The following is a 21711-nucleotide window of genomic DNA, read 5'->3' on the forward strand; positions in this document are numbered from 1 at the left end:
ATGCGAATCGATACTGGTGGGCGCGATCCGTCGCTCAAGACGTACTTCCTGCGGGGGCTGGCGTTCCTCGCCGTGGCGGTGGTCGTGTTCGCACTGCTGCTGGCCCGGTACGAGGGTAAGTTCGACGACCGCACCGAGGTCACCGCGGAGCTGACCGACGTCGGCGACGGACTGGTTCCCGGGGCCGACGTCCGCTACAACGGCTTCATCGTGGGGTCGGTCGATTCGATCACCCTGGTCGGCAGCGGTGACAACCCGACGAAGGACGTCGCGTTGATCCTGAACCCGGACCAGGCGTCCGGCATCCCGGCGAACACCACCGCGCGCACCGTTCCGTCGAACCTCTTCGGCGTGAACTCGGTGGAGCTGATCGCGCCGGCGAATCCCGCCTCGGAGTCGATCAGCGGCGGCGACGTGGTGAAGGCCGACACCTCCGAGCCGACCATCCGGCTGCAGGACGCGCAGAACGAGCTCCGCTCGCTGCTGCGGAGTGTCCCGCCCGAAGATCTCGGCATGGTGCTCGGCACCATCGCCGACGCGCTGCAGGGCGGCGGCGCAACCTTCTCCACCTTCGTCGGTGTTCTCGACACCTACTGGAAGACCATCAACGCGCAGTTCCCGCCGGGCGCACCGTCCGGTTTCGAGAACTTCGACCGGGCGATCCGCGGTCTGGCGCAGTCGACCCCGCAACTGCTCGACGCGCTCGGCAAGTCGGTGGTTCCGGCGATGACGATCGCGCAGAACGCCGACCAGCTGACCGCACTGCTGTCGGCCGGCCAGGGGATGCTCGACCAAGTGCACACCCTCTTCGCCAAGAACGGCGACGGCGGCAAGCGGATCGTGCGTGATCTGAACACGATGCTCGGAGCGATCACCCTGGAACCGAACTCACTGCCCGAGGCGCTGCAGCAGCTCTACGTCCTGGCGGGCAGAGTGCTCGGAGTCTTCACCGGCGTGAACGGCCACGTTCAGCTGAACCTCGGCGTCAGCTTCAGTGCGTTCGCGCAGTACACGCGCCAGAACTGCCCGGTGTACGACGGCGGCCCCTACGGGACGGCCCGTGGGCCGGGATGCGTCGGCCCCGGGACCGGCACGGGCCCGACCATGTCGGGACCGTTGACGGTGTACCCGCCGGGAATGAAGCGGGCCGCCGCCCAGAAGCCGGTCAGTGCTGTGACGACCGGAAAGGACGAGAAGACGCTCAAGGGCGCGCTCGGACGGAAGCCGACCTCGGCCGACAGCCTCATGCTCGGCCCGCTGGTCTCGGCCGTGACACCGCAGGAGGGAGGCCGGTGAGCGCCGCTAAATCGACCATCCGCAAGCCGCTGATCGGATTCACCCTGTTCGCGATCGTCGCGCTGGCGATGACGTATCTGATCTGGTCCACGCTCGAGCGCTCGGTGAGCGGGCCGACCAGCGGGTACACGACCACGTTCAACGACGCGTCCGGGCTCGCGGAGGGCGACGACGTCAGAATGGCGGGCGTGCGCGTCGGGCGCGTGGAGAGCATCGACCTCGACGACGGCAGGGCCCTCGTCAGGTTCGAGGTCCAGGACGATCAGAAGGTGTACGCGAACACCCGGGCCGCGATCCGTTACCAGAACCTGATCGGTCAGCGGTACCTGGCGCTGTCGCTGGACGGTCCGACACCCCAGGCTCAGCTGAGCGAGGGCTCGGCGCTGCGTCTGCCGGGCGAGGACTCGTTCGACGTCACCAAACTCCTCGCCGGATTCCAGCCGGTCTTCGACACGCTGACACCCGAACAGGTCAACGCGCTGTCGGAGAGCCTGATCCAGGCCTTCCAGGGCGACGAGGTGTCTCTCTCTCGCACGATCGCCGAGATCGGGCAGGTGGCGAGCGACATGGCCGACCGCGACCAGGTGCTCGGCGCGATCATCACGAACATGGGGGTGGTGATGCGCGAACTGGCCTCACAGGGCGACCAGGTGCAGACCCTCCTCGACAGCACCGGAAAGCTGATCGAGGGTCTCAACGGCAACTCTCAGCAGTTCGGCAAGGCGATCGATCAGCTCGGCCAGACCACCACCGGTTTCGCCCAGGTGTTCGCGCAGAACCGCGCGACCCTCAAGTCGGCCGGCACCGCCGCCGACGACGCCACCGGCAAACTGATCGCCAACGGCGCCAAGATGGACCGGCTCGCGGTCGAGCTGCCGATCTTCCTCGGACACTTCCCGAATGTGATGATGCAGGGCAACTACTTGAACATCTACGCGTGTGACCTCGACATCTCCATCGGCGACGTCCTGTTCCCGCCCGGCCTGATCAACAAGATCGGTGGCACCAACCACTCGGTGGTGTGCCGATGAAGAAGCGTCTCGCCCGGTCGTTCCACGGCAACCGCCGGCTGTGGTACGGGATCCTCGGTGTCGTCGTCATCGCGATCGTCCTGGTCGCCGTGGTCGGGCTGAGTTCGGCCGGACTCGGTAAGCGGACGTACACCGCAGACTTCGAACAGGCGGGCGGAATCCGTCCCGGTGACAAAGTCCGCGTGGCGGGCATCGACGTCGGCGAAGTGTCGAAGACCGAACTGGCCGGAGACCACGTCGAGGTCGCCATGAAGGTCGACAAGGACGTCGAGGTCAAGGACGACGGCTCCGCCGAGATCAAGATGTCGACGCTGTTGGGGCAGCGGTACGTCGACATCGTGCTCGGGCAAAGCGACAAGGCGACGCCGAACGACCGGATCCAGCACACGTACGTGCCCTACGACCTCCAGCAGACCCTGGCCAAGGGCACCCCGGTGCTTGCGGGCATCGAACCGAATGACCTCACCAACAGCATCCGCACGCTGAGCACGCAGCTGGCGGGTGCGCCCGCGATCATGGGACCCACACTCGATGCGCTGACCCGGATGTCGAACGTGCTCAACAATCGGCACGATCAGATCAACCAGCTGCTCAAAGACACCGATGCGGTCACCAAGCAGGTCGTCGACAGTCAGTTCGCGCTGTCGATCATCGTCGGCCAGGGCGCCCAACTGGCGAACAAGATCGTGGCTCGCGAACAACTCGTGACCCGGATGCTCGACGGCGTGGCCGCCCTCACCGATCAGGCGTCGGCGGTGGCCGCGGAGAACGGCGACCAGTTCGCACCGGTGATGGCGAACCTCAACACGATTGCGAACGGACTCGAGAAGAACCGCGACAACCTGCGCAAGCTGCTTGACGTCCTGCCGGTCACCGCCCGGTTGACCACGAATCTCACCGGTGACGGGCCCTATGCGAACGGCTACCTGCCGTGGGGCCTGTTCCCCGACAACTGGCTCTGCGCGGCGCGGGTGGTGGACGGATGCTGAGGATGTCCCGGATCAAGAGCGCGATGGCCGCGGTGGCGCTGGTCGCGGTGACGGCGACGACCGTCAGCGGCTGCTCGCTGATGCCCGCCACCTGGACCGCGGCGCTGGGCCAGGCCAACACCGTCACAGCCTATTTCGACGACGTGTCGGGAATCTTCACCGGCAACGACGTCGCGGTTCTCGGAATGCCGGTCGGTCGCATCACCTCCGTGGAGCCCCAGGGCACTCGGGTGAAGGTCACGATGACCGTCGACAACAGCGTCGACGTGCCCGCCGATGTGACGGCGGCGATCGTCAACACCTCGATCGTGACCACGCGGCACATCGAGCTGTCGCCCACCTACACCAAGGGACCCAAGCTCGGCGACGGCGACGTGATCCGCCACACCGAGGCGCCGGTGGAGATCGGCACGCTGTTCGATTCGATCGACAAGATCGTCAAGGCCATGTCGGGAGACCGGCCCGGCGAGGGGCCGATCGCCGACTTCGTCGACGTGACTTCGGGAATCGCCTCCGGCAACGGCGAGAAGCTGCGGCAGGCGCTCGATGCGCTCTCGAAGGCGGGCAAGCTCGGCGCGGACAACGGTGACGCATTGATGTCGATCATCAAGTCGCTGAGCACGCTCACCACGGCGCTCACCGACAACTATCCGAAGATGCAGCAGTTCTCGTCGTCGATGACGCAGGTCTCGGACATGCTGGGCGACCAGTCGGTCGGCCTCGTCGCGTCGCTGCACGACCTGAACAAGACCCTGCAGAACACCTCCGAGTTCCTCGCCGCCAACTCGGGTGCGATCAGCGGTGCGACCGGGCGGATGGCGTCGCTGGCGGCCAATCTGTCCGACTTCTCCCGCGAGGTGGTGGAGACGATCGATGTGGCGCCGCTGCTGTTCCAGAACCTCTCGAACTCGATCTCGGCCGAACAGGGTGCGTGGCGGGCCTCGGTCTTCCTTGACAAGTCGCTGCTCGACAACCAGATGCTCAACAAGTTCTGCAATGCGATCAACCTGAACCAGAAGGGCTGCGACACCGGTCAGCTGAAGGACTTCGGCCCCGATCTGGGCATCTATTCCGGACTGTTGGAGCTGAGCAAGAAATGACCAGGATTCGCAAGGCCGGTCTCGCGGCGGTCTCACTCGTCACCACGGTCAGCCTCACCGCATGCGGCGCCGTCCCAGGCGTCACGGTGGAGCAGATCCCGCTGCCCGCCCCGGGCGGGATCAGCGATTCGATCACCGTCCACACCTCGTTCGAGAACGCACTCAACCTGCCGAACAAGGCCAAGGTCCGTCTCGGCGGCCTGGATGTGGGCGAGGTGGAGTCCATCGTCGCGAAGAACTACCGCGCCGAGGTCACGATGAAGGTGGCGAAGGACACCGAACTGCCGATCGGCACCGGAGCCGAACTGCGTCAGGCGACACCGCTCGGCGACGTCTTCGTCGCGCTGCAGCCGCCGGCGGACACCTCGAAGGGAATGGTGCGCGACGGCGGCACCCTGACCGGCCCCACTTCGGCGGCGGCGACGGTGGAGGACCTGCTCGTGAGCCTGACGGGGCTGGTCGACTCGGGTTCGGTGAGCTCCCTGCAGCGGATCTTCACCGAGCTCAGCACCGCCATCGGCGGCAATGCTCCCGAACTGCACGGCGCCATCGAGGGATTCACGACCGCGATCGACAAGTTCAACAAGAACTCGGCGGCGGTCGACCAATCGATGGCCGTCACAGCGCGGTGGTCGAAGGAACTGGCGAACGGCCGCAACCAGATCGCCGCCGCGATCAACAAGCTCCCCGCGGCGATCAACACGGTCAACGACCAACTCGGCATGATCCTGACGACCCTCGATAAGACGAACAAGGTGACCGCCGCGACCAACGATTTCCTGAACACCGAGCAGGCCGACTTCGGCGAGATGCTCGGCCACCTCAACACCACGCTGGTGGCGCTGGAGAATGCGGCGCCGATCTTCGGGCCGCTCGCCGACCGCATGGCCGAGCTGAACCCGAAGTGGGTCAAGTCGACGTCCGGAAGTGCGGCGGCGGTCTCGGCCAAGGTGTACTGGCTGACGCCGGGCGCCGGATTCGATTCGGCGTCGCGGTTGCCCGAAGGCGCGGACGTCACCAACGGCATGCACAGTCTGGAACAGACACTCGCCCGCATCATCGCTCGTCTCACCGGAACGAAGGGATGCTGCTCATGATGCGATGGCTGCGCAAACGCAAGATCATGATCGGCAACCTGGGGCTGGTCGTGGTGATGCTGGTGGGTCTGGCGTTCCTCGCCTTCAACAGTCTCAGTTGGCGTCCGTGGCAGAGCACGTATCAGGTCATGGTGCATTTCCCGGTCTCCGGCGGCCTGCAGGACACCAGCAAGGTGATGCTGCGCGGCGCCCAGATCGGCGAGGTCCGTTCCATTCAGGTCACGCCCAAGAGCGTCGACGTGACTCTCGATCTGCGCGACGACTACAAGATCAACAAGGGAGCGACGTTCTCCGCACTCGGCCTGTCGGCAGCGGGCGAGCAGTACGTGAACATCACCCCGACCACCGATGACGGCCCGTACCTGCAGGACGGAGATGTGATCCAGGTGGGCCAGACGCACGTGACGGCGGCCTTCCCGGGGATGCTGCAGTCGACGCTCGACGTCATCAGCCAGATCGATGCGCCGAAACTCACCGCGACGCTCAAGGAACTCGAGATCGCACTCAACGACCGCGGGCCCAACCAGCTCAAGTCGGTCTTCAACTCCGGAGGCGTGATCTTCGCCGATCTGGCGAAGGTGCTGCCGGAGACCACCACCCTGATCAAGAACTCCGGAACGATCCTCAAGACCACGGCGCAGGTCCAACCGGATCTCGGACGCCTCGCCGGCGGGCTCGACTCGCTCTTCGACGCGACGGTCGCGGCCGACAAGGAACTGCGGACGCTCCTGGGGAACGGACCGGAACAGTTCACGAGCCTCGCCGGATCGCTGGCGACGATCACCGATCCGCTCAGCGACGTTCTGACCCAGTTCCTCGACGTCGCGCGACAGGGTGCACTGCGCGCGCCGGCGCTGGCGACCCTGTTCCCCGCGATCCGGGACGGGTCCATTCAGGCACAGAAGATGTTCCACGACGGCGCCTGGTGGGCGCTGGCATCGGTGTATCCGCGGCCGTCGTGCAACTACCAGATCGCTCCGGTGCGTCCGACCAAGATCCTCGAACTCACCGTGCCGAAGAATCTGTACTGTGTCACCGAGGATCCGACCATGCAGGTCCGCGGGGCGGCGAACGCACCGCGACCGAAGGGCGACGACACGGCGGGTCCGCCTCCGGACTACGATCCGAACGCCCGCACGGTACCGCTCGACAAGTGATGAAGGATTTATGAGTTCAGACGACTCGAAAGACATCTCGGACGCCCGGCCCGACGACGCAGATGCCGACGACACCGCCGTTGCCATGGACGCCTCGGAGTCCGGCAATGCGGCCAAGCGCGCCGAGCGGAAGGCGGGCAGGGAGAAGGCCGACAGCGTCTCGGTGACGATCTCGATGCGCCGGGTGAAGCAGGCGATCGTCGGACTGCTCGTCGTCGCCGTGATCGCCGTGATCGCGGTCGGCGGATGGCAGTTGTACGAGAAGGACCAAAAACTCGCGGCGTTCGACGACAGCAAGGCCGCCGCGTCGAACTTCGTCGGCACGTACTTCCAGGCGATGAGCGGTCCCAATGCGGACGCCAAGTCGCTGCGCGACGCGGTGGGCCCGCTCAGCACCGGTGAGTTCAAGAAGCGACTGGACTCGGACGCGGTCGTCAGCACCGAGTTCATGAAGGAGAACAAGGTCGAGAACATCAAGACCACGGTGACCTCCTCGATGGTCGAGTCCTTCAGTGCCGATCAGGCGACGGTGGTCCTCGGTGTGGACGTGACGGGCACCAGCGCCATCAGCACCACCGGAGGCAAGAATGCGATCCTGCTCCAGCTGAACATGAAGAAGGTCGACGGCGACTGGCTCGTGAGCGCGATCGAGGCAGGTCCCGGAGTCACCGTCGGCTCTCAGCAGGCGCAGCAGCAGATCCCGACACCCGCCCCGACGCAGACGCCCGCGCCGGTCCCCGGCGGATAGCCACCCGGATAGCCGTCCCGCGGCGGCTCAATCCGCCGGTTCGAGGACGGCCAGCGGACCGTCGCCCAGGAGGACGTCCGCACCGACGGTTCCGGTGAACACCGCGCCGGTGACGGCATCGCGCCAGGTTCCGGCGGGCAGTTCCACCTGGGCGGCAGCTCTGGTCTCGGCGCCGGTGAACATCAGGGCCAGCCGAACCGCGACGAGGACCACCTGCGGTTCGCCGTCGCGGCCGCGCGCGAAGCTGACGATGTGCGAGGCGCAGACCCCGCGCGCGGGGACGTCGATGAAGTCGCTGCCCGGGGCGAAGGCACCCGGATGCCTGCGCCGGACCGCCAGAGCGGTCCGCACGGCCTGGAGCTTCGGATGGTCGAGGCGCTGACCGTAATCGACAGGCCGCCGGTTGTCGGGGTCGGTCAGCGAATGGTCCCACCACTCGGTGCCCTGGTACACGTCGCCGACACCGGGCAGCAGGAGCGACAGGGCCTTGCGCGAGATCGACTCGGCGCGGCCGGCGTCGGCGATGAGTGCGACGAACGCGGCGATCAGCTCCGCCGCGAAACCGTGCTGCAGACTCGTCAGCCACTGCTGAACGGCCGACTCGGCAGCGTCGTCCACGTCGGTCCACGACGACACGATGCCGTTCTCCCGCATGGACTTGCGCGCGAACTCCGCGAGTCGACGGGCCAGGTCGGCGTCCGGCCGGCCCTCGTCGGGCCACACGCCGACCACGTTCTGTAGGAGGAAGTAGCACATCACCGGGTCCGGCGGCGGTGCGATCCGCTGCAGCTCGTCGACCAGGATCCGCCACCGTTGGGGCGTCTGTGCGATCACCGCGATCCGGGCGCGGACGTCCTCGCTGCGTTTGGTGTCGTGCGTCGACAGTGCCGTCAGCGCCCGCGGCCAGTGGGCCGCGCGCTCGGTCATCCGCGCATGGAAGTCGTTGCGGTTCACGGCCGGGACCCGCGGATTGCATCCGAGTTCCTGCGTGGAGACCAGCCGTGCGGTGCGGTGGAACCCGATGTCCTCGGTGGCCTTGCCGTAGACCGCGACCGCGGCTTCGCCGAGTCGGGCGACCGCTTCCGGAGCGTAGTCCGGGTCGTGGAAGGCGTCACGGAGGACGTCGAACCCCGGTGACAGGATCGGACTGGCGTCCCGCAGCCGTTCGATGTCGGCCAACACCGTGCTTCGCAGCGAGGGGTAGTCGGGACGGGCGACCGACGCGGAGCAGATCATCAGGGCGGCGGCCTGCTGCACGAGGTGGGCGCGAACGTGCGGCGCACGCCGGCAGAGCAGATCGCCGACGCGCTGGAGTCGGTCGGGGAACAGGTCCACGAGCACGGTCTGGCGAAGTGCGCGCGCCAGAGCGCCGAGTTCGCCGCCGCCCGGGACGCCGGAGACGGATTTGAAGGTCTCGTCGAGTTCCACCATCCCCGTCGGTGCGGTGAAGCGGGCTTCGATCAGCCGGAGCTGGTCGTATCCGGTGGTGCCGTCGACGGGGAGGGCGGGGTCGAGCCGCTCGCCGATCGCGAGCCCCTTCTCTATGTAGAGGAGCCGATGGTCGCCGAGATCGGCGCGCAGCCGCCGGAGGTAACCGGCGGGATCGCGCAGCCCGTCCACGTGGTCGACGCGGACGCCGTCCACCAAGTCGTCGGCGATCAGTTCCCGGAGCCACGAGTGCGTCGCGTCGTAGACTTCCGGAACCTCCTGCCGCAGTGCGGCGAGCCCGTTGACGGCCAGGAACCGGCGGTAGCCGATGCGGCGGCTGTCGTGCCGGACGAGGCGGTACCGCTGGCGGGCGTGCACCGCGTGCGGGTCGTCGCCGGGTGACGCGGTCCCCGGGGCGGTGGGTACGGCGAGCGTGCCGAGGACCAGCCGTCCGCGCTCGTCGAGTCGCAGATCGGCGAGGTCCTCGTCGCGGCCGAGGTAGGGCAGGTTGACGATCCCGCCTGCGGCCTCGGTGTCGAGATCGAAGTACTCGGCGTACCGGGAGTCCAGGCCGTTCACCAGCACGTCCGACCACCAGGGATTGTGATCGGGGTCCGCGATTCCGACGTGGTTGGGGACGATGTCGAGGATGACGCCGAGTCCGAGGGCCCGGGCGTGCTCGCGAAGCAGCCGGTAGCCGTCGGGCCCGCCGAGAACACCGGAGATCCGCCCTGGCGGGCACCAGTCGTAGCCGTGCCGCGATCCGGGCATCGCCTCCAGGACGGGGGAGAGGTAGAGGTGACTGACACCGAGTTCGCACAGATGAGGCAGGATCCCGGCCACCTCGGCGAACGTGAAGTCAGGCGTGAGCTGGATGCGATAGGTGGCCACCGGGTCGGCGGGGGTGCCGGCCATACCTGTCCTCCGATCGCCTGCACTGGCCCCGGAGGTGAGGCGTCAGTGGATCTCCGGGCCGGTCCACGGCAGTGCCGCGGAGAGCTGACGCGACAGTTCCCGGGTGAGGCTCCGGACGTAGGTCGCGCTCAAGTGGTGATAGTCCTTGTACACGGTGATGTTACCGACCACGGCGGGGCAGAAGTCGGCGGTGCAGAGCCCGTCGGAGAGGTCGAGCCGATGGAACAGCGGGTTGCGCGCGGCGTAGTCGGTCGCCGGATCGACCGGATGCAGTGCGCTGGTCCGCACCGTGCCGCACGAGCGCGCGGTGCCGCCTGCGGCGAGGCACTCGGGTGTGTTGATCGGCCCGCGGTCGTTGTGCGGCCACGGATCGTCGCGGATTCCGACGACGGGGATCCCGGCGCCGGTCAGTTCGTCGAAGATCCCGATGTACCCCTGCGGGACGTGATCGGCGGCGCCCGACGGGTCCGGCCGCGTCGAGTTCGTGAACACCGCGTCGGGGCGAGTCCGTTCGAGGTCGGCCATCACGTTCAGAATCCAGGTGCGGCACTCGGGATACGGCGTGCCCTCCAGCTTCGTCGGGTTCTCGTCGGACGTCAGCGGACAGCCCATCTTGAGATAGGTGAGGATCTTGAATCCGTTGGCCTTGCCGATCGCGTCGAGGGCACCGATCCACATCTCGGCGTGCGAGCCTCCGGCGAGGGCGAGGGTCCTGGTGCCGTGCGGGTCGCCGTAGACGCCGATCGCGGGCTCGGTCGCGGCGAAATCGCTCATGAATCCGTCCGGGCCGGTCTGCGGAAGGTCGTCGGCCACCGCGAGCGGCGTCGGCTGCGGGTCGAGTGCCGGAACGGGCGCGTTCTCGAGCAGGGCGCGGGCACCCGGATACAGTGCGGGGTCGAGGTTCGCGGTGTCGACGGTGACCGTCGCCATGTGACGGTCCCACGCCCGAATGGCTCCGGCAGTCCCGGCGGACATCGCGACCAGCACGACGGTCAGGATCGCGGTGTAGGTGATCCGGGGGTGCGCCGGCCACCGGATGTGCGCCATCGACGAGCGGCCGCCGCCGCGCAGCGGATCCTCCACATACCGTTTCATCAGCCACGCGAGTCCCAGGGAGACGGCGAGGATGCCCGCGCCTTCGAGAACGTTCGCGTGCTGCGTTCCGCGCCAGGTGAGGTAGAAGATCAGCAGCGGCCAGTGGATCAGATACAGCGAGTACGACAGTCCGCCGAGCCACACGGCGGGCCGGCTCGCGAGCATCCTGTTCGCGGCCGGGGCCGAGCGGTCGGAGGCCTGACCGGCCCAGATGACGAGGAGTGTGGCCCCCACCGGAACCCACGCGAGCGCACCCGGGTATTCGGCGACACCGTCGATCCACCAACCGCAGGTGGCGATCAACACCAGCGCTGCGACGGTGACCGCGCTGCGGATGCGGTCGGCGATCGACCACCGCGGCATCCAGATCGCCAGGAGCCCGCCCACCAGCGGTTCCCACAGTCGCGAGCGCGTGTCGTAGTAGTTGAAGGGCTGATCGACGTGCAGCCGGTGCTGCGCCCAGACGAACGAGGCGACGGCGACGGCGGCGACGACGACCGCGAAGACACCGCGGATGACGCTTGCGCGGGTCAGCGTCTCGTAGCGGCGGCCCGCCACCTTGATCAGTCCGGCGATGGCGAGCAGGACGACCAGGGCGCCGACGAAGAACTGGCCCTGCATGGACATGGACCAGAGGTGCTGCAGCGGGCTGTTCGCCGAGCTCGCGGCGAGGTAGTCTTGAGAGTTCTTCGCGAGGTAGTAGTTCTGGTAGTAGAGCGCGCTCGCGAAGGTCTCGCGGCCGATGTTGAGCCAGCGGGTCTGTGCGATCACCAGGACCGTCAGGATCACGACCCCGATGAGCACCGTGTACAGCGCGGGCAGGAGTCGTTTGAGCAGGCGCTGGAACCGCGGCCAGGGGTTGATCGTCTCCGCGAGCCCGAAGCTGACCGACTGGCTGTGAACGGTGTGCCGCAGCAGCGAGCCGATGAAGAAGTAGCCCGAGAGGGTGAGGAACACGTCGACGCCGCCGGAGACCCGGCCGAACCAGACGTGGAAGCATGCGACCAGGGCGATGGCGATGCCGCGGAGACCGTCGAGGTCTGAACGATAGGCGGGCACCGTCGGGGCCGTTGCCGTGGCAGGGCGATCGGTGGACGCGGGCACTGTCGTTGGTTTCTCTCTCCGGGCACGGGCCTCCCGGGCGGGTGGCCGCCTCAGTAATCTACGTGCCCGCCTGCGCCGGACGAAATCTCGGTCTGCGGCAGGTGCGGTGCGCGCGGGTCAGTGCGTCTGTGCGGCGCTGCGGGCCCGGGCACCGTCGAGGATCACCTCGAGCGCGTCGTCGAACTCCGCGTCGAAGACCCGGCCGGACGGTCCGGTGACGCCGAGCCGCTCCATCTGGGTCCGGGTCTGTTCCTCGATCGTCAGACCGATGGTCAGCTGGCAGATGGCCGTCGCCAGACCCGACTGGGCCTGGCGGTCGAGGCCGCCGCGGGCGGCGATGTCGGCGATCACCGTCTCGATGCCGCGGTCGGCCAGTCCCGACGCCCAAGCCGAGGAGACCACCTCGGCGCTGTCCGGGACGGCGAGCAGCGCCTGGCGCATGTCCGTCGCCAACCGGTGCAGATCGGCGAGCCAGTCGATGTCCTCGGACGCCCCGGGAACGGTCGAGAGGATGTCTTCGGCGAGTGCGGCGAGCATCGACTGCTTGTTCGGGAAGTGCCAGTACAGCGCGTTCGGCCGGACGCCGAGATCCGATGCCAGCCGCCGCATCGTGAGATCGGCGAGGCTGTGCTCGGCGAGGATGGCCCGCGCCGCAGCGAGAATGTCCGATCTCGTGTTGCTCACACCGCCACCCTATCCTGACCTGCCCTGTACGTCGTACAGGCGTCTCCTGTACATCGTTCAGGACGTCCTGTACGGTGTCCAGGAATCGAGGAATCGGTGTGGGATGAGCAACGAACAGGAGGCCGGTATGGACCAGACCACCATCGCGCAGATCGATGCGAGGCACGTCTGGCACCCGTACGGCGGCTTCCCGTCCAGTACGCGGCCGCTGGTGGTGCGGGACTGCGCGGGCGTGCACATCCGGCTCGCCGACGGCACCGAACTGATCGACGGGATGAGCTCGTGGTGGTCGGCCGTTCACGGCTACCGTCACCCGCGACTCGACGCGGCGCTCGCCGAACAGGCCGGTCGTATGTCGCACGTGATGTTCGGCGGGCTCACACATGAGCCCGCGGCGAGACTGGCGCAGACGCTGGTGGGCCTGACTCCCGATCCGCTCCAGAAGGTCTTCTTCGCCGACTCCGGTTCGGTGTCGGTGGAGGTCGCGGTGAAGATGGCGGTGCAGTACTGGCGCAGTCGCGGGCGCAGCGAGAAGCACCGCCTGCTGACTTGGCGGGGCGGCTACCACGGCGACACCTTCGCGCCCATGAGCGTCTGCGATCCCGAGGGCGGCATGCACTCGATGTGGCGCGGAGTGATCGCCGAGCAGGTCTTCGTCCCCGCGCCCCCGGACGCGCGTGCGGGTGCGTCCGCCGACGAGGCCTACCTGACCATGTTCGACGCGCAACTCGAACTGCATCGCGATCGACTGGCCGCAGTGATCGTCGAACCGGTGGTCCAGGGTGCCGGCGGGATGCGGTTCCACTCGCCCTCGCTGATCGCGGGGCTGCGGCGACTGTGCGATCGCCACGACGTCCTGCTGATCTGCGACGAGATCGCCACCGGCTTCGGCCGGACCGGAACACTCTTCGCGGTCGACGCCGCGGGCGTCAGCCCCGACATCATGTGCGTGGGGAAGGCGCTGACCGGCGGCTACCTGACGCTGGCTGCCACCCTCACCACCGATGAGATCGCCGCGACCATCAGCCGCGGCGAGGCGGGAGGTCTGGCGCACGGACCCACCTTCATGGCCAATCCGCTGGCTTGTGCGGTCGCCTGTGCGTCCCTGGAGGTGCTCGCCGAATCGGACTGGCGGACGCGGGTTCCGGAGATAGGCCGCCGGCTCAGCGCGGGACTGGCGTCGTTGACCGAGGCGGCAGGCGTCGCCGACGTACGCACACTGGGGGCGATCGCGGTGATCGAACTCGATCGCGAGGTCGACGTCGCTGCGGCCACCGACGCGGCGATCGCGTGCGGAGTGTGGGTGCGGCCGTTCCGAAACCTGATCTACGCCATGCCGCCGTACATCATCACCGATGCACAGATCGACGCGCTGACAGCAGGCATGACCGCGGCGGCGAAGGCGTCGGTGGAGGCGGTCGCACACGAGGACGAGGAGTTGGCATCATGAGCGCACCGTGGCTGGCGGACATCGCCGCGCGGACTCTGAACGCAGGACTGCACCGGGAACCCGTGGTGCGCCAGGCCGGAGCGACCGAGATCAACCTCGCGTCCAACGATTACCTCGGGCTGTCGAGCCATCCGGACGTGATCGCCGGGGCGCACGCCGCACTCGACCGGTGGGGTGCGGGCTCCACCGCCTCCCGTCTGGTCGCGGGGACAACGCAGGCGCACATCGACTTCGAGAACGACCTCGCTGAGTTCCTGGGTTTCGAAGCCGCCCTGGCCTTCTCGTCCGGGTATCTGGCCAATGTCGGCGCGATCACCGCGCTCGTGGGCAGGGGCGATCTCATCGTGAGCGACACCGGAGCGCACGCCTCGCTGATCGACGGATGCCGGCTGTCGCGGGCGCGCGTGGAAGTGGTTCCGCGCGGCGACGCCGACGCTGTGGAGCGGGTGCTGGCCGCACGGTCGGAGGGACGCGCGCTGGTCGTGACCGATTCGATCTACAGCATCGACGGCCGGATCGCTCCGCTCCGCGAGTACTACGATGCGGCGACTCGGCACGGCGCGATCATGCTCGCCGACGAGGCGCACGCCCTCGGCGTGCGCGGTCCCGGCGGGCGGGGAGTGGCGGCCGAACAGGGACTGTCCGGCGCTCCCGGTCTGGTGATCACGACGGTCGGGTCGAAGTCGCTCGGTGCACAGGGCGGCATCGTCCTCGGCACGCATCTGCTCCGCGAGCATCTCATCGACCATGCCCGGACCTTCATCTTCGACACCGGTCTCAACCCGGCCGCCGTCGGGGCGGCACATGCGGCGCTGCGCATTCTGCGCGGCGATCCGCAGATGCCCGATCGGCTCCGCGCCGGAGTGCGCCGCCTCGCCGCCGCCTGCGGTGGCGAGATCCCCGACGCCGCAGTGGTGTCGCTGATCGTGGGCGACCCGGTGGCCGCGGTCGACGCCGCCTCGCTGTGCCGGGAGCAGGGCGTCTTCGTCGGGTGCTTTCGACCGCCGTCGGTGCCCGAGGGCACTTCACGGTTGCGCCTGACCGTCCGCGCCGACCTCGATGACGCCGACCTCGACTACGTGGCGTCGGTCGTGACCGGCGCGCTGCGCCGGGTGGAGGCCGCATGACCGCGCGGATCATGGTCGTCACCGGCACGTCGACGGATGTCGGCAAGACGGTCGCGGTCGCCGCGCTGGCGGCCGCCGCCCAGGCCGCCGGACTCCGCGTCGGCGTGTGCAAGGCCGCGCAGACGGGGGTCGCGCCCGGCGAACCGGGCGACCTCGACGAGGTGCGCCGCCTCGCCGGAGCGATCCCCGTGCGCGAGCCGGCACGGTATCCCGAGCCGCTGGCCCCGGAGACCGCCGCTGCGCGGGCCGGGATGGAGCCGGTGACACTCGATGCGATCGCCTCGGCGACCGAGGAACTCGCCGCCGTCACCGATCTGGTGCTCGTGGAGGGTGCGGGCGGCGTGCTGGTGCGGCTCGGGCCGGACTTGACCGTGCTCGACGTCGCCCGGCGACTCGGCGCGGAGATGCTGGTGGTCGCGGACCCGGGGCTCGGAACGCTCAACCACACCGAACTCACCGCGCGGGCGATCACCGCAGCCGGGGTGACACTGCGCGGTCTGGTGATCGGTTCCTGGCCGGACGAACCGGATCTCGCGATGCGGTGCAACCTCGCCGATCTTCCACGGCTGACGGGAGCGCCGATCGTCGCGACCGTCCCCGCAGGGGTCGGGCGGTCGCCGGCCGACGACTTCCGCGCCGCCGCACCGACGTGGGTCGACGCCTCGCTGTTCCGCGTGGACGCGACCTGTTCATGACGCCGAGAACGTGCCGCACAGCGCCGGCCGAGGGAGATACGCCCTCACCCGGTGTGTCACCGGCACGTTCCTAGAACTTCACACCCATTCACGAAGGAGATCTCCCCATGACCACGACCGCCGACACCTCAGCCCCGGCAGCCGCGGACACCGCCGACATCCTCGCCGTCGCGCGCGAGCAGGTCCTGGAGCGCGGCGAGGGACTGAGTCAGGACCAGGTCCTGCGCGTCCTGCAGCTCGACGACGACCGCCTCACCGAACTGTTGCAGCTCGCACACGATGTGCGGCTGCGGTGGTGCGGTCCCGAGGTGGAAGTGGAGGGCATCATCTCGCTCAAGACCGGCGGCTGCCCGGAGGACTGCCACTTCTGCAGTCAGTCGGGACTGTTCGCCTCTCCGGTCCGCAGCGCCTGGATCGACATCCCGTCGCTCGTGGAGGCGGCCAAGCAGACGGCCAAGACCGGAGCGACGGAGTTCTGCATCGTCGCCGCCGTGCGTGGACCGGACAAGCGACTGATGACTCAGGTCGCCGCGGGCATCGAGGCCATCCGCAACGAGGTCGACATCCAGATCGCCTGCAGCCTGGGCATGCTCACGCAGGAGCAGGTCGACGAGCTCGCAGCGATGGGTGTCCACCGTTACAACCACAATCTGGAGACCGCGCGCAGCCACTTCCCGAAGGTCGTCACCACGCACACGTGGGAAGAGCGCTGGGGCACCCTGAGGATGGTGCGTGAGGCGGGCATGGAGGTCTGCTGCGGCGGCATCCTCGGCATGGGGGAGACACTCGAGCAGCGCGCGGAGTTCGCCGCCGATCTCGCGGCGCTCGAGCCCGACGAGGTGCCGCTGAACTTCCTGAACCCGCGCCCGGGCACGCCCTTCGGCGACCTGGAGGTACTGCCGGCCTCGGAGGCGCTGAAGTCGGTGGCCGCGTTCCGGCTCGCGCTGCCCCGCACCATCCTGCGGTTCGCGGGCGGCCGCGAGATCACCCTCGGCGATCTCGGAGCCAAGCAGGGCATCCTCGGCGGCATCAACGCCGTCATCGTGGGTAACTACCTGACCACTCTCGGCCGGCCCGCGGAGGACGATCTCGATCTGCTCGACGACCTGAGCATGCCCATCAAAGCCCTCAATGACACGCTGTGACTCGCGCCGGTAGCCTCGAAGGTCGTGGCCCGTCCGCCGCGGCCATCAGATTCCAGGAGGCGTCGACCATGACGAGCGTGATCCCCGGTCCGCTGCAGCAGCCGCTGCGCTTCGGCGTGTACACCGGTATCGAGCTCGAACTGCAGGCCGCGGACGAGGTCCCCACAGCGGCGCGACTCGGCCTGGAGCCGCCGCGCTTCTGCGGCCAGTGCGGCCGCCGGATGGTGGTGCAGGTGCGGCCGGACGGTTGGGATGCACGGTGCTCCAGGCACGGAACGGTCGACTCCTCGGAGATGGGACAGCGATGAACGCGCGCCGGGTGGTCGCGGTCGTACTCGCGCTGTTCGCCGCGGCGGTGGCGGTCGGAGGACTGTGGGTGCTGTTGGCACCCGCCCCCGACGTCGTCGTCGAGCACGGCGGGCAGATGCGTTTCGCGACCGAGGCCGACCCGGCGAAGCTCTTCGACGGGGTGGCGATCTTCTCCTTCCTCTGCCTCGGACTGGGTGTGCTGATCGGACTCGCCACCTGGTTCGGGCTGCGCACGTCGAGGGGTATCGGCGGATTCGCGTTCGTGGTGCTGATGTCCATCGCCACGTCGGCGCTCGCGCTGAACCTGGCCGACCGTTTCGGCCGGATGTCGCACGGCGAGATCGAGCGGTCCGTACCGGGTTCCTACTCCGGGACGGTGAACCTCTGGCTCGACGGCGATGTCGGTCCGGCCTGGGTGCTGCTGCTGTGTGCGCCGACGGCCGGCGCGCTGGTCTATCTCGTATGCGTCCTCTCGAGCGCGCACGCCGATCTCGGCGTGGGCGACCTGCCTGCAGACGAGTTCGGTGAGATGCGTGAGCCCATGCCGGTCGGTGCGGTCGGATTATCCGACGGCGGCGAGGTCGTGCCGCCCTCGCAACCGGGAGACCCGAGCGGACGCTGAGGCGGGACGTGGGGAAGTGCGGGCCGTCACATGGGTGGGCGCAGCGCGGCGAATTCGTCGGTCACCCTGATCCGAGCGTCCGCGAACTCATACAGCGCGGGCGGACGGCCACCCGTCCGGCCGGTGCGGCCGACGGTTCCCGTCGCCACGACCACTCCGCGGCGTGAGAGGACCCGCAGCAGATTCGTCGAGTCGACCGGGTAGCCCAGCGCCGCTCCATAGATCTCGGAGAGTTCGGACATCGGGAACTGGCTCGGCGCCAGAGCGAACGCGATGTTGGTGTACGAGAGCTTGCCCGCCAGACGATGCCGTGCGAGGTCGATGACGTCGCGGTGGTCGTAGGCCAGTTCCGGCAACTCGTCGACGGCGAACCATGCGGCATCGGCGACGGTCTCGGCGGGGATATCGCTCGGCACCAGCGCCAGGAAAGTCGATGCGACGGTTCGCTGTTCGGGCACGCGGTCCGGGTCGGAGAACACCGACAGCTGTTCGAGGTGGGCCACCCGAGTGAGCCCGGCGCGGGCACCGAGCCATCTCAGCGCGGCCGCCCCCAGCGTCTCGCGCTCAACGATCGGTCCGCCGGGCAACGCCCATCCGGCCTGCTCGCACCGATGCAGCAGCACATGCAGCGCCGGGACGTCGACGTCGGTTTCGCGCACCTGGAAGACAGCGGTGAGCACCTCGACGCGCACGGTGGTTTCGGCCATGCGATCCAGATTAGGAGACGGTCGTTCCGCTGCGCATTCGGTCCCGGTGGACGGTCACGGGTGAGTGACCCAGGTGCTCCCGCCGCACATGATGAACAGTCCCGACGGATCCCGCGACACCCGATCGACGCTGCTGTCGCAGGGATCGCCGACATTGTGGACGCTTCCGTCGTCGTCTCCGTGCTGGAGCCAGTGCGGCGTCGGCCTACCGGAGTAGCCGCAGACCAGACTGCGGCCGGAGGCGTCTGTCTGGAAAGTGCGTACTTCCGAGTCCGAACACTCCGAACCCTCGACGACCGGCGGTGCCTCCTCCGTGACCGGCTCCTCGACAGCCGGCGGGTCGGGTCTCTCGGTCTGGGACGGCGGGGATTGCGTGACCGACACGGTGACGGTCGCCGGCGGAGCTGCGGCGTCGTTCGATCGCTGAGGGTCCATCAGGACGATCGTGACCGCGACCGCGACAGCCACCGCCAATAGAACCGCAACGGCCACGAGTATCCGCGTCACATGTCGTGTCGCCATCGATGCAGTCACCTCTTCGGCCTCGTCCCACGTGAATGGAAGCACCGTAGCCCACTGCACCGGCAGGCCTTGGCGTTCCCGCTGACAGCGCGCCCGAACGCTGTCACGACCGGGCGGGAATGCGTCGTCGATCACAGGTGTTACGATGACGAGGTGTTTTCGATCTATGGTCGAAAACCTCTGGCGCACAGCCCGCGCTCGAGACCACGCGATGGGAGAGCAGTCGTCATGACTACTGGAACCGTGATCACCCGGACCGAGACCGAACTCGGCATGCCCGACCCCCGCCACGGTATTCCGCCCGCCTACGGCGGCGTGGAGCCGACGGCCGAGTGGGCCGAGGAGATCAAGCGGCTGGCGAAGGCGCGCAACGCCTCGATCCTGGCTCACAATTACCAGCTGCCCGCGATTCAGGACATCGCCGACCATGTCGGCGATTCGCTCGCACTGTCGAGGATCGCCGCGGAGACCGATGCGGACGAGATCATCTTCTGCGGTGTGCACTTCATGGCCGAGACCGCCAAGATCCTGAGTCCAGAGAAGCGGGTACTGATCCCGGACGAGCGAGCGGGCTGCTCGCTCGCCGATTCGATCACCGCGGACGACCTGCGTGCTTGGAAGGCTGAGTTCCCGGACGCGGTCGTCGTCTCGTACGTCAACACCACCGCTGAGGTGAAGGGACTGACGGACATCTGCTGCACCTCGTCGAACGCGGTGGACGTGGTCGCGTCGATCGATCCGGACAAGGACGTGCTGTTCCTGCCGGACCAGTTCCTCGGTGCCCACGTGAAGCGTGAGACGGGGCGCGACAACATTCACATCTGGGCGGGCGAGTGCCACGTGCACGCCGGCATCAACGGCGATGAACTCACCGAACAGACCGAGAGTCACCCCGGCGCCGACCTGTTCATTCATCCCGAGTGCGGGTGCGCCACGTCGGCGCTCTATCTGTCGGGCGAGGGCGTCGTGCCGCAGGAGCGCGTCAAGATCCTCTCCACCGGCGGCATGATCGACGCCGCGCGAGCCACTCACGCCAAGCAGGTGCTGGTGGCGACCGAGGTCGGCATGCTGCACCAGCTGCGTCGTGCGGCGCCGGAGATCGACTTCCAGCCGGTCAACGATCGTGCAGCCTGCCCGTACATGAAGATGATCACCCCGGCGGCGCTGCTGCGATGCCTCACCGAGGGCAAGGACGAAGTCCACGTCGCTCCGGATGTGGCCGCCCGTGCACGGCGCTCGGTGGAGAGGATGATCGCGATCGGCAATCCCGGTAGCGGAGAATAGGCGGAGTGAACTCCTTCATCGGTCAGCAACAGGCAACCGGCGATCTGGATCTCGTCGTCGACGAGGAACTCATCGCTCTGATCCGCACGGCACTCCTGGAGGATCTTCGATACGGTCCCGACATCACCACGCTGGCGACCGTGCCACCGGAGACGGTCGCGGACGCGAAGATCGTCTCCCGCCAGCCCGGCGTGGTCGCCGGCCTGCCGGTGGTCCGGGCCGTGTTCGACGAGGTGATCGGGAGCGATAACTACGTAGTCACCGAGCAACTCGACGATGGCTCGCGCGTCGAACCCGGGTCGGTCGCTCTCGCGCTGCGTGCCCCGGCGACCTCGTTGTTGACCGCGGAGCGTACCGCCCTCAACCTGCTGTGCCATCTGTCCGGTATCGCCACGGCGACGGCTGCGTGGGTCGACGCCGTGGACGGCACGCGTGCACAGATCCGGGATTCGCGGAAGACGCTGCCCGGTATGCGCGCGCTGCAGAAGTATGCGGTCCGGGCGGGCGGCGGAGTGAACCATCGGATGGGTCTCGGTGATGCCGCGCTCATCAAAGACAATCACGTGGTCGCCGCGGGCGGTGTCGCGCAGGCGCTCGAAGCGGTCCGCGCTGCGGCGCCGGATGTTCCGGTGGAGGTGGAGGTCGATTCGCTGGAGCAGCTCGACGAGGTCCTCGAGCTCGCGCCCCAGCTGGTTCTGCTCGACAACTTCGAGCCGTGGCAGACGCAGATGGCGGTGCAGCGCCGAGACACGCGGTCGCCCGAGACGAAGCTCGAATCATCAGGCGGACTGGCACTGGACTCGGCGATGGACTACGCGAGGACCGGTGTGGACTACCTCGCCGTCGGGGCATTGACCCACTCGGTCACGGTCCTCGACTTCGGCTTGGACATGTGACCGACGGTGTTCGCGCACTCCTGTGCCCGGCCGGGTGTGTCCGGTCAGGCGGCCAGGAGTGTGTCGAGGTAGTTCTCGATCCGGGATTCGCTGGGTTCGGGCGGCGGTTGGGGTTGGTGGTCCGGTAGGAGTTCGGCGTGGTGGATCTGGTTGATCCGCCATCCGGGCGGTCTTGTCCCGCCGCGGCTGGTGTTGCCGCTGGGTCGCCAGACGACGCGGCCGGCGTGGGGTCCGTCGATCAGGATCATCGTCTGCCATTGCCCGGGGCGGGGTCCGACGGAGCGATTGTGGCGTCCGCATGCGGCGCCGA

At 68.1% G+C, this 21711-nt stretch carries 20 protein-coding genes and 1 pseudogene; 15 read left to right on the forward strand and 6 right to left on the reverse strand.

The annotated features are described in order from the left end of the window. Genes Y710_RS05665 through Y710_RS05695 form a run of 7 tightly spaced genes read left to right on the forward strand, consistent with a single transcriptional unit; the run spans position 1 to position 7418 of the window. Positions 1 to 1296 carry an MlaD family protein gene (locus Y710_RS05665; protein ID WP_006895352.1) on the forward strand — a complete coding sequence of 432 codons (1296 nt, stop codon included), beginning with the start codon at positions 1 to 3 and terminating at the stop codon, positions 1294 to 1296. Then, positions 1293 to 2327, forward strand: a complete 1035-nt coding sequence (locus tag Y710_RS05670; RefSeq protein WP_062366736.1) for an MlaD family protein — start codon at positions 1293 to 1295, stop codon at positions 2325 to 2327. Before Y710_RS05665 ends, Y710_RS05670 begins: the two co-directional genes overlap by 4 nt. After that, positions 2324 to 3316: an MCE family protein gene (locus tag Y710_RS05675; RefSeq protein ID WP_006895354.1), complete on the forward strand. Its 993-nt coding sequence runs from the start codon at positions 2324 to 2326 to the stop codon at positions 3314 to 3316. The genes Y710_RS05670 and Y710_RS05675 overlap by 4 nt, the downstream gene beginning before the upstream one ends. A 2-nt stretch (positions 3317 to 3318) precedes the next feature. Beyond that, complete coding sequence (locus Y710_RS05680) at positions 3319 to 4416, forward strand: MCE family protein (protein WP_231875686.1); 1098 nt, start codon at positions 3319 to 3321, stop codon at positions 4414 to 4416. After that, the gene (locus tag Y710_RS05685) at positions 4413 to 5513 is read left to right on the forward strand and encodes an MlaD family protein (protein ID WP_045537433.1); all 1101 of its coding nucleotides are present in this window, start codon (positions 4413 to 4415) and stop codon (positions 5511 to 5513) included. Before Y710_RS05680 ends, Y710_RS05685 begins: the two co-directional genes overlap by 4 nt. Then, on the forward strand, positions 5501 to 6670 hold the full coding sequence (locus tag Y710_RS05690) for an MlaD family protein (RefSeq protein ID WP_039866956.1): 1170 nt from the start codon (positions 5501 to 5503) through the stop codon (positions 6668 to 6670). Before Y710_RS05685 ends, Y710_RS05690 begins: the two co-directional genes overlap by 13 nt. A gap of 10 nt (positions 6671 to 6680) precedes the next feature. Next, a complete protein-coding gene (locus tag Y710_RS05695; protein WP_039866959.1) occupies positions 6681 to 7418 on the forward strand; it encodes a hypothetical protein in 738 nt (245 codons plus the stop codon). A 27-nt stretch (positions 7419 to 7445) separates the two neighbouring features. Here Y710_RS05695 and treY read toward each other — a convergent pair whose 3' ends face one another. The 3 genes from treY to Y710_RS05710 form a co-directional block, all read right to left on the reverse strand. Further along, positions 7446 to 9761: a malto-oligosyltrehalose synthase gene (gene treY, locus Y710_RS05700; RefSeq protein WP_062366740.1), complete on the reverse strand. Its 2316-nt coding sequence runs from the start codon at positions 9759 to 9761 to the stop codon at positions 7446 to 7448. 42 nt (positions 9762 to 9803) lie between these two features. Further along, positions 9804 to 11960, reverse strand: a complete 2157-nt coding sequence (locus Y710_RS05705; RefSeq protein ID WP_062366742.1) for an acyltransferase family protein — start codon at positions 11958 to 11960, stop codon at positions 9804 to 9806. A gap of 117 nt (positions 11961 to 12077) precedes the next feature. After that, positions 12078 to 12644, reverse strand: a complete 567-nt coding sequence (locus tag Y710_RS05710; RefSeq protein WP_006895361.1) for a TetR family transcriptional regulator — start codon at positions 12642 to 12644, stop codon at positions 12078 to 12080. A 127-nt stretch (positions 12645 to 12771) separates the two neighbouring features. Here Y710_RS05710 and Y710_RS05715 point away from each other — a divergent pair, with 127 nt between their 5' ends. From Y710_RS05715 to Y710_RS05740, 6 genes are all read left to right on the forward strand, one after another. Then, positions 12772 to 14094 carry an adenosylmethionine--8-amino-7-oxononanoate transaminase gene (locus tag Y710_RS05715; RefSeq protein WP_062366769.1) on the forward strand — a complete coding sequence of 441 codons (1323 nt, stop codon included), beginning with the start codon at positions 12772 to 12774 and terminating at the stop codon, positions 14092 to 14094. Then, positions 14091 to 15221 (forward strand): 8-amino-7-oxononanoate synthase, encoded by a 1131-nt coding sequence (locus tag Y710_RS05720; RefSeq protein WP_062366744.1) that lies wholly within the window; start codon positions 14091 to 14093, stop codon positions 15219 to 15221. Before Y710_RS05715 ends, Y710_RS05720 begins: the two co-directional genes overlap by 4 nt. After that, a complete protein-coding gene (gene bioD / locus Y710_RS05725) occupies positions 15218 to 15916 on the forward strand; it encodes a dethiobiotin synthase (protein WP_062366746.1) in 699 nt (232 codons plus the stop codon). Before Y710_RS05720 ends, bioD begins: the two co-directional genes overlap by 4 nt. 107 nt (positions 15917 to 16023) lie before the next feature. Continuing rightward, a complete protein-coding gene (gene bioB, locus Y710_RS05730; protein WP_045540277.1) occupies positions 16024 to 17061 on the forward strand; it encodes a biotin synthase BioB in 1038 nt (345 codons plus the stop codon). A gap of 68 nt (positions 17062 to 17129) precedes the next feature. Further along, positions 17130 to 17369 carry a biotin synthase auxiliary protein BsaP gene (locus Y710_RS05735; protein ID WP_045540275.1) on the forward strand — a complete coding sequence of 80 codons (240 nt, stop codon included), beginning with the start codon at positions 17130 to 17132 and terminating at the stop codon, positions 17367 to 17369. Beyond that, entirely contained in the window at positions 17366 to 17992 is a 627-nt protein-coding gene (locus tag Y710_RS05740) for a DUF2567 domain-containing protein (RefSeq protein WP_062366748.1), read from the forward strand. Before Y710_RS05735 ends, Y710_RS05740 begins: the two co-directional genes overlap by 4 nt. Before the next feature lie 26 nt (positions 17993 to 18018). Here Y710_RS05740 and Y710_RS05745 read toward each other — a convergent pair whose 3' ends face one another. Both Y710_RS05745 and Y710_RS05750 read right to left on the reverse strand, forming a co-directional pair. Continuing rightward, positions 18019 to 18699, reverse strand: a complete 681-nt coding sequence (locus Y710_RS05745; protein WP_006895368.1) for an NUDIX hydrolase — start codon at positions 18697 to 18699, stop codon at positions 18019 to 18021. A 54-nt stretch (positions 18700 to 18753) separates the two neighbouring features. Then, the gene (locus tag Y710_RS05750) at positions 18754 to 19221 is read right to left on the reverse strand and encodes a hypothetical protein (RefSeq protein ID WP_231875685.1); all 468 of its coding nucleotides are present in this window, start codon (positions 19219 to 19221) and stop codon (positions 18754 to 18756) included. Positions 19222 to 19494: 273 nt separating this feature from the next. Here Y710_RS05750 and nadA point away from each other — a divergent pair, with 273 nt between their 5' ends. Beyond that, a complete protein-coding gene (gene nadA / locus Y710_RS05755; protein WP_051999609.1) occupies positions 19495 to 20505 on the forward strand; it encodes a quinolinate synthase NadA in 1011 nt (336 codons plus the stop codon). A 5-nt stretch (positions 20506 to 20510) separates the two neighbouring features. After that, a complete protein-coding gene (gene nadC / locus Y710_RS05760) occupies positions 20511 to 21401 on the forward strand; it encodes a carboxylating nicotinate-nucleotide diphosphorylase (protein WP_045540269.1) in 891 nt (296 codons plus the stop codon). Between the two features lie 44 nt (positions 21402 to 21445). Here the strand turns inward: nadC and Y710_RS05765 are convergent. Next, positions 21446 to 21711 (reverse strand): annotated as a pseudogene (locus tag Y710_RS05765) (HNH endonuclease); the annotation flags it as partial.

It is taken from the genome of Gordonia sp. QH-12, from assembly GCF_001578675.1.
In the GTDB taxonomy this organism is placed as follows: domain Bacteria; phylum Actinomycetota; class Actinomycetes; order Mycobacteriales; family Mycobacteriaceae; genus Gordonia; species Gordonia sihwensis.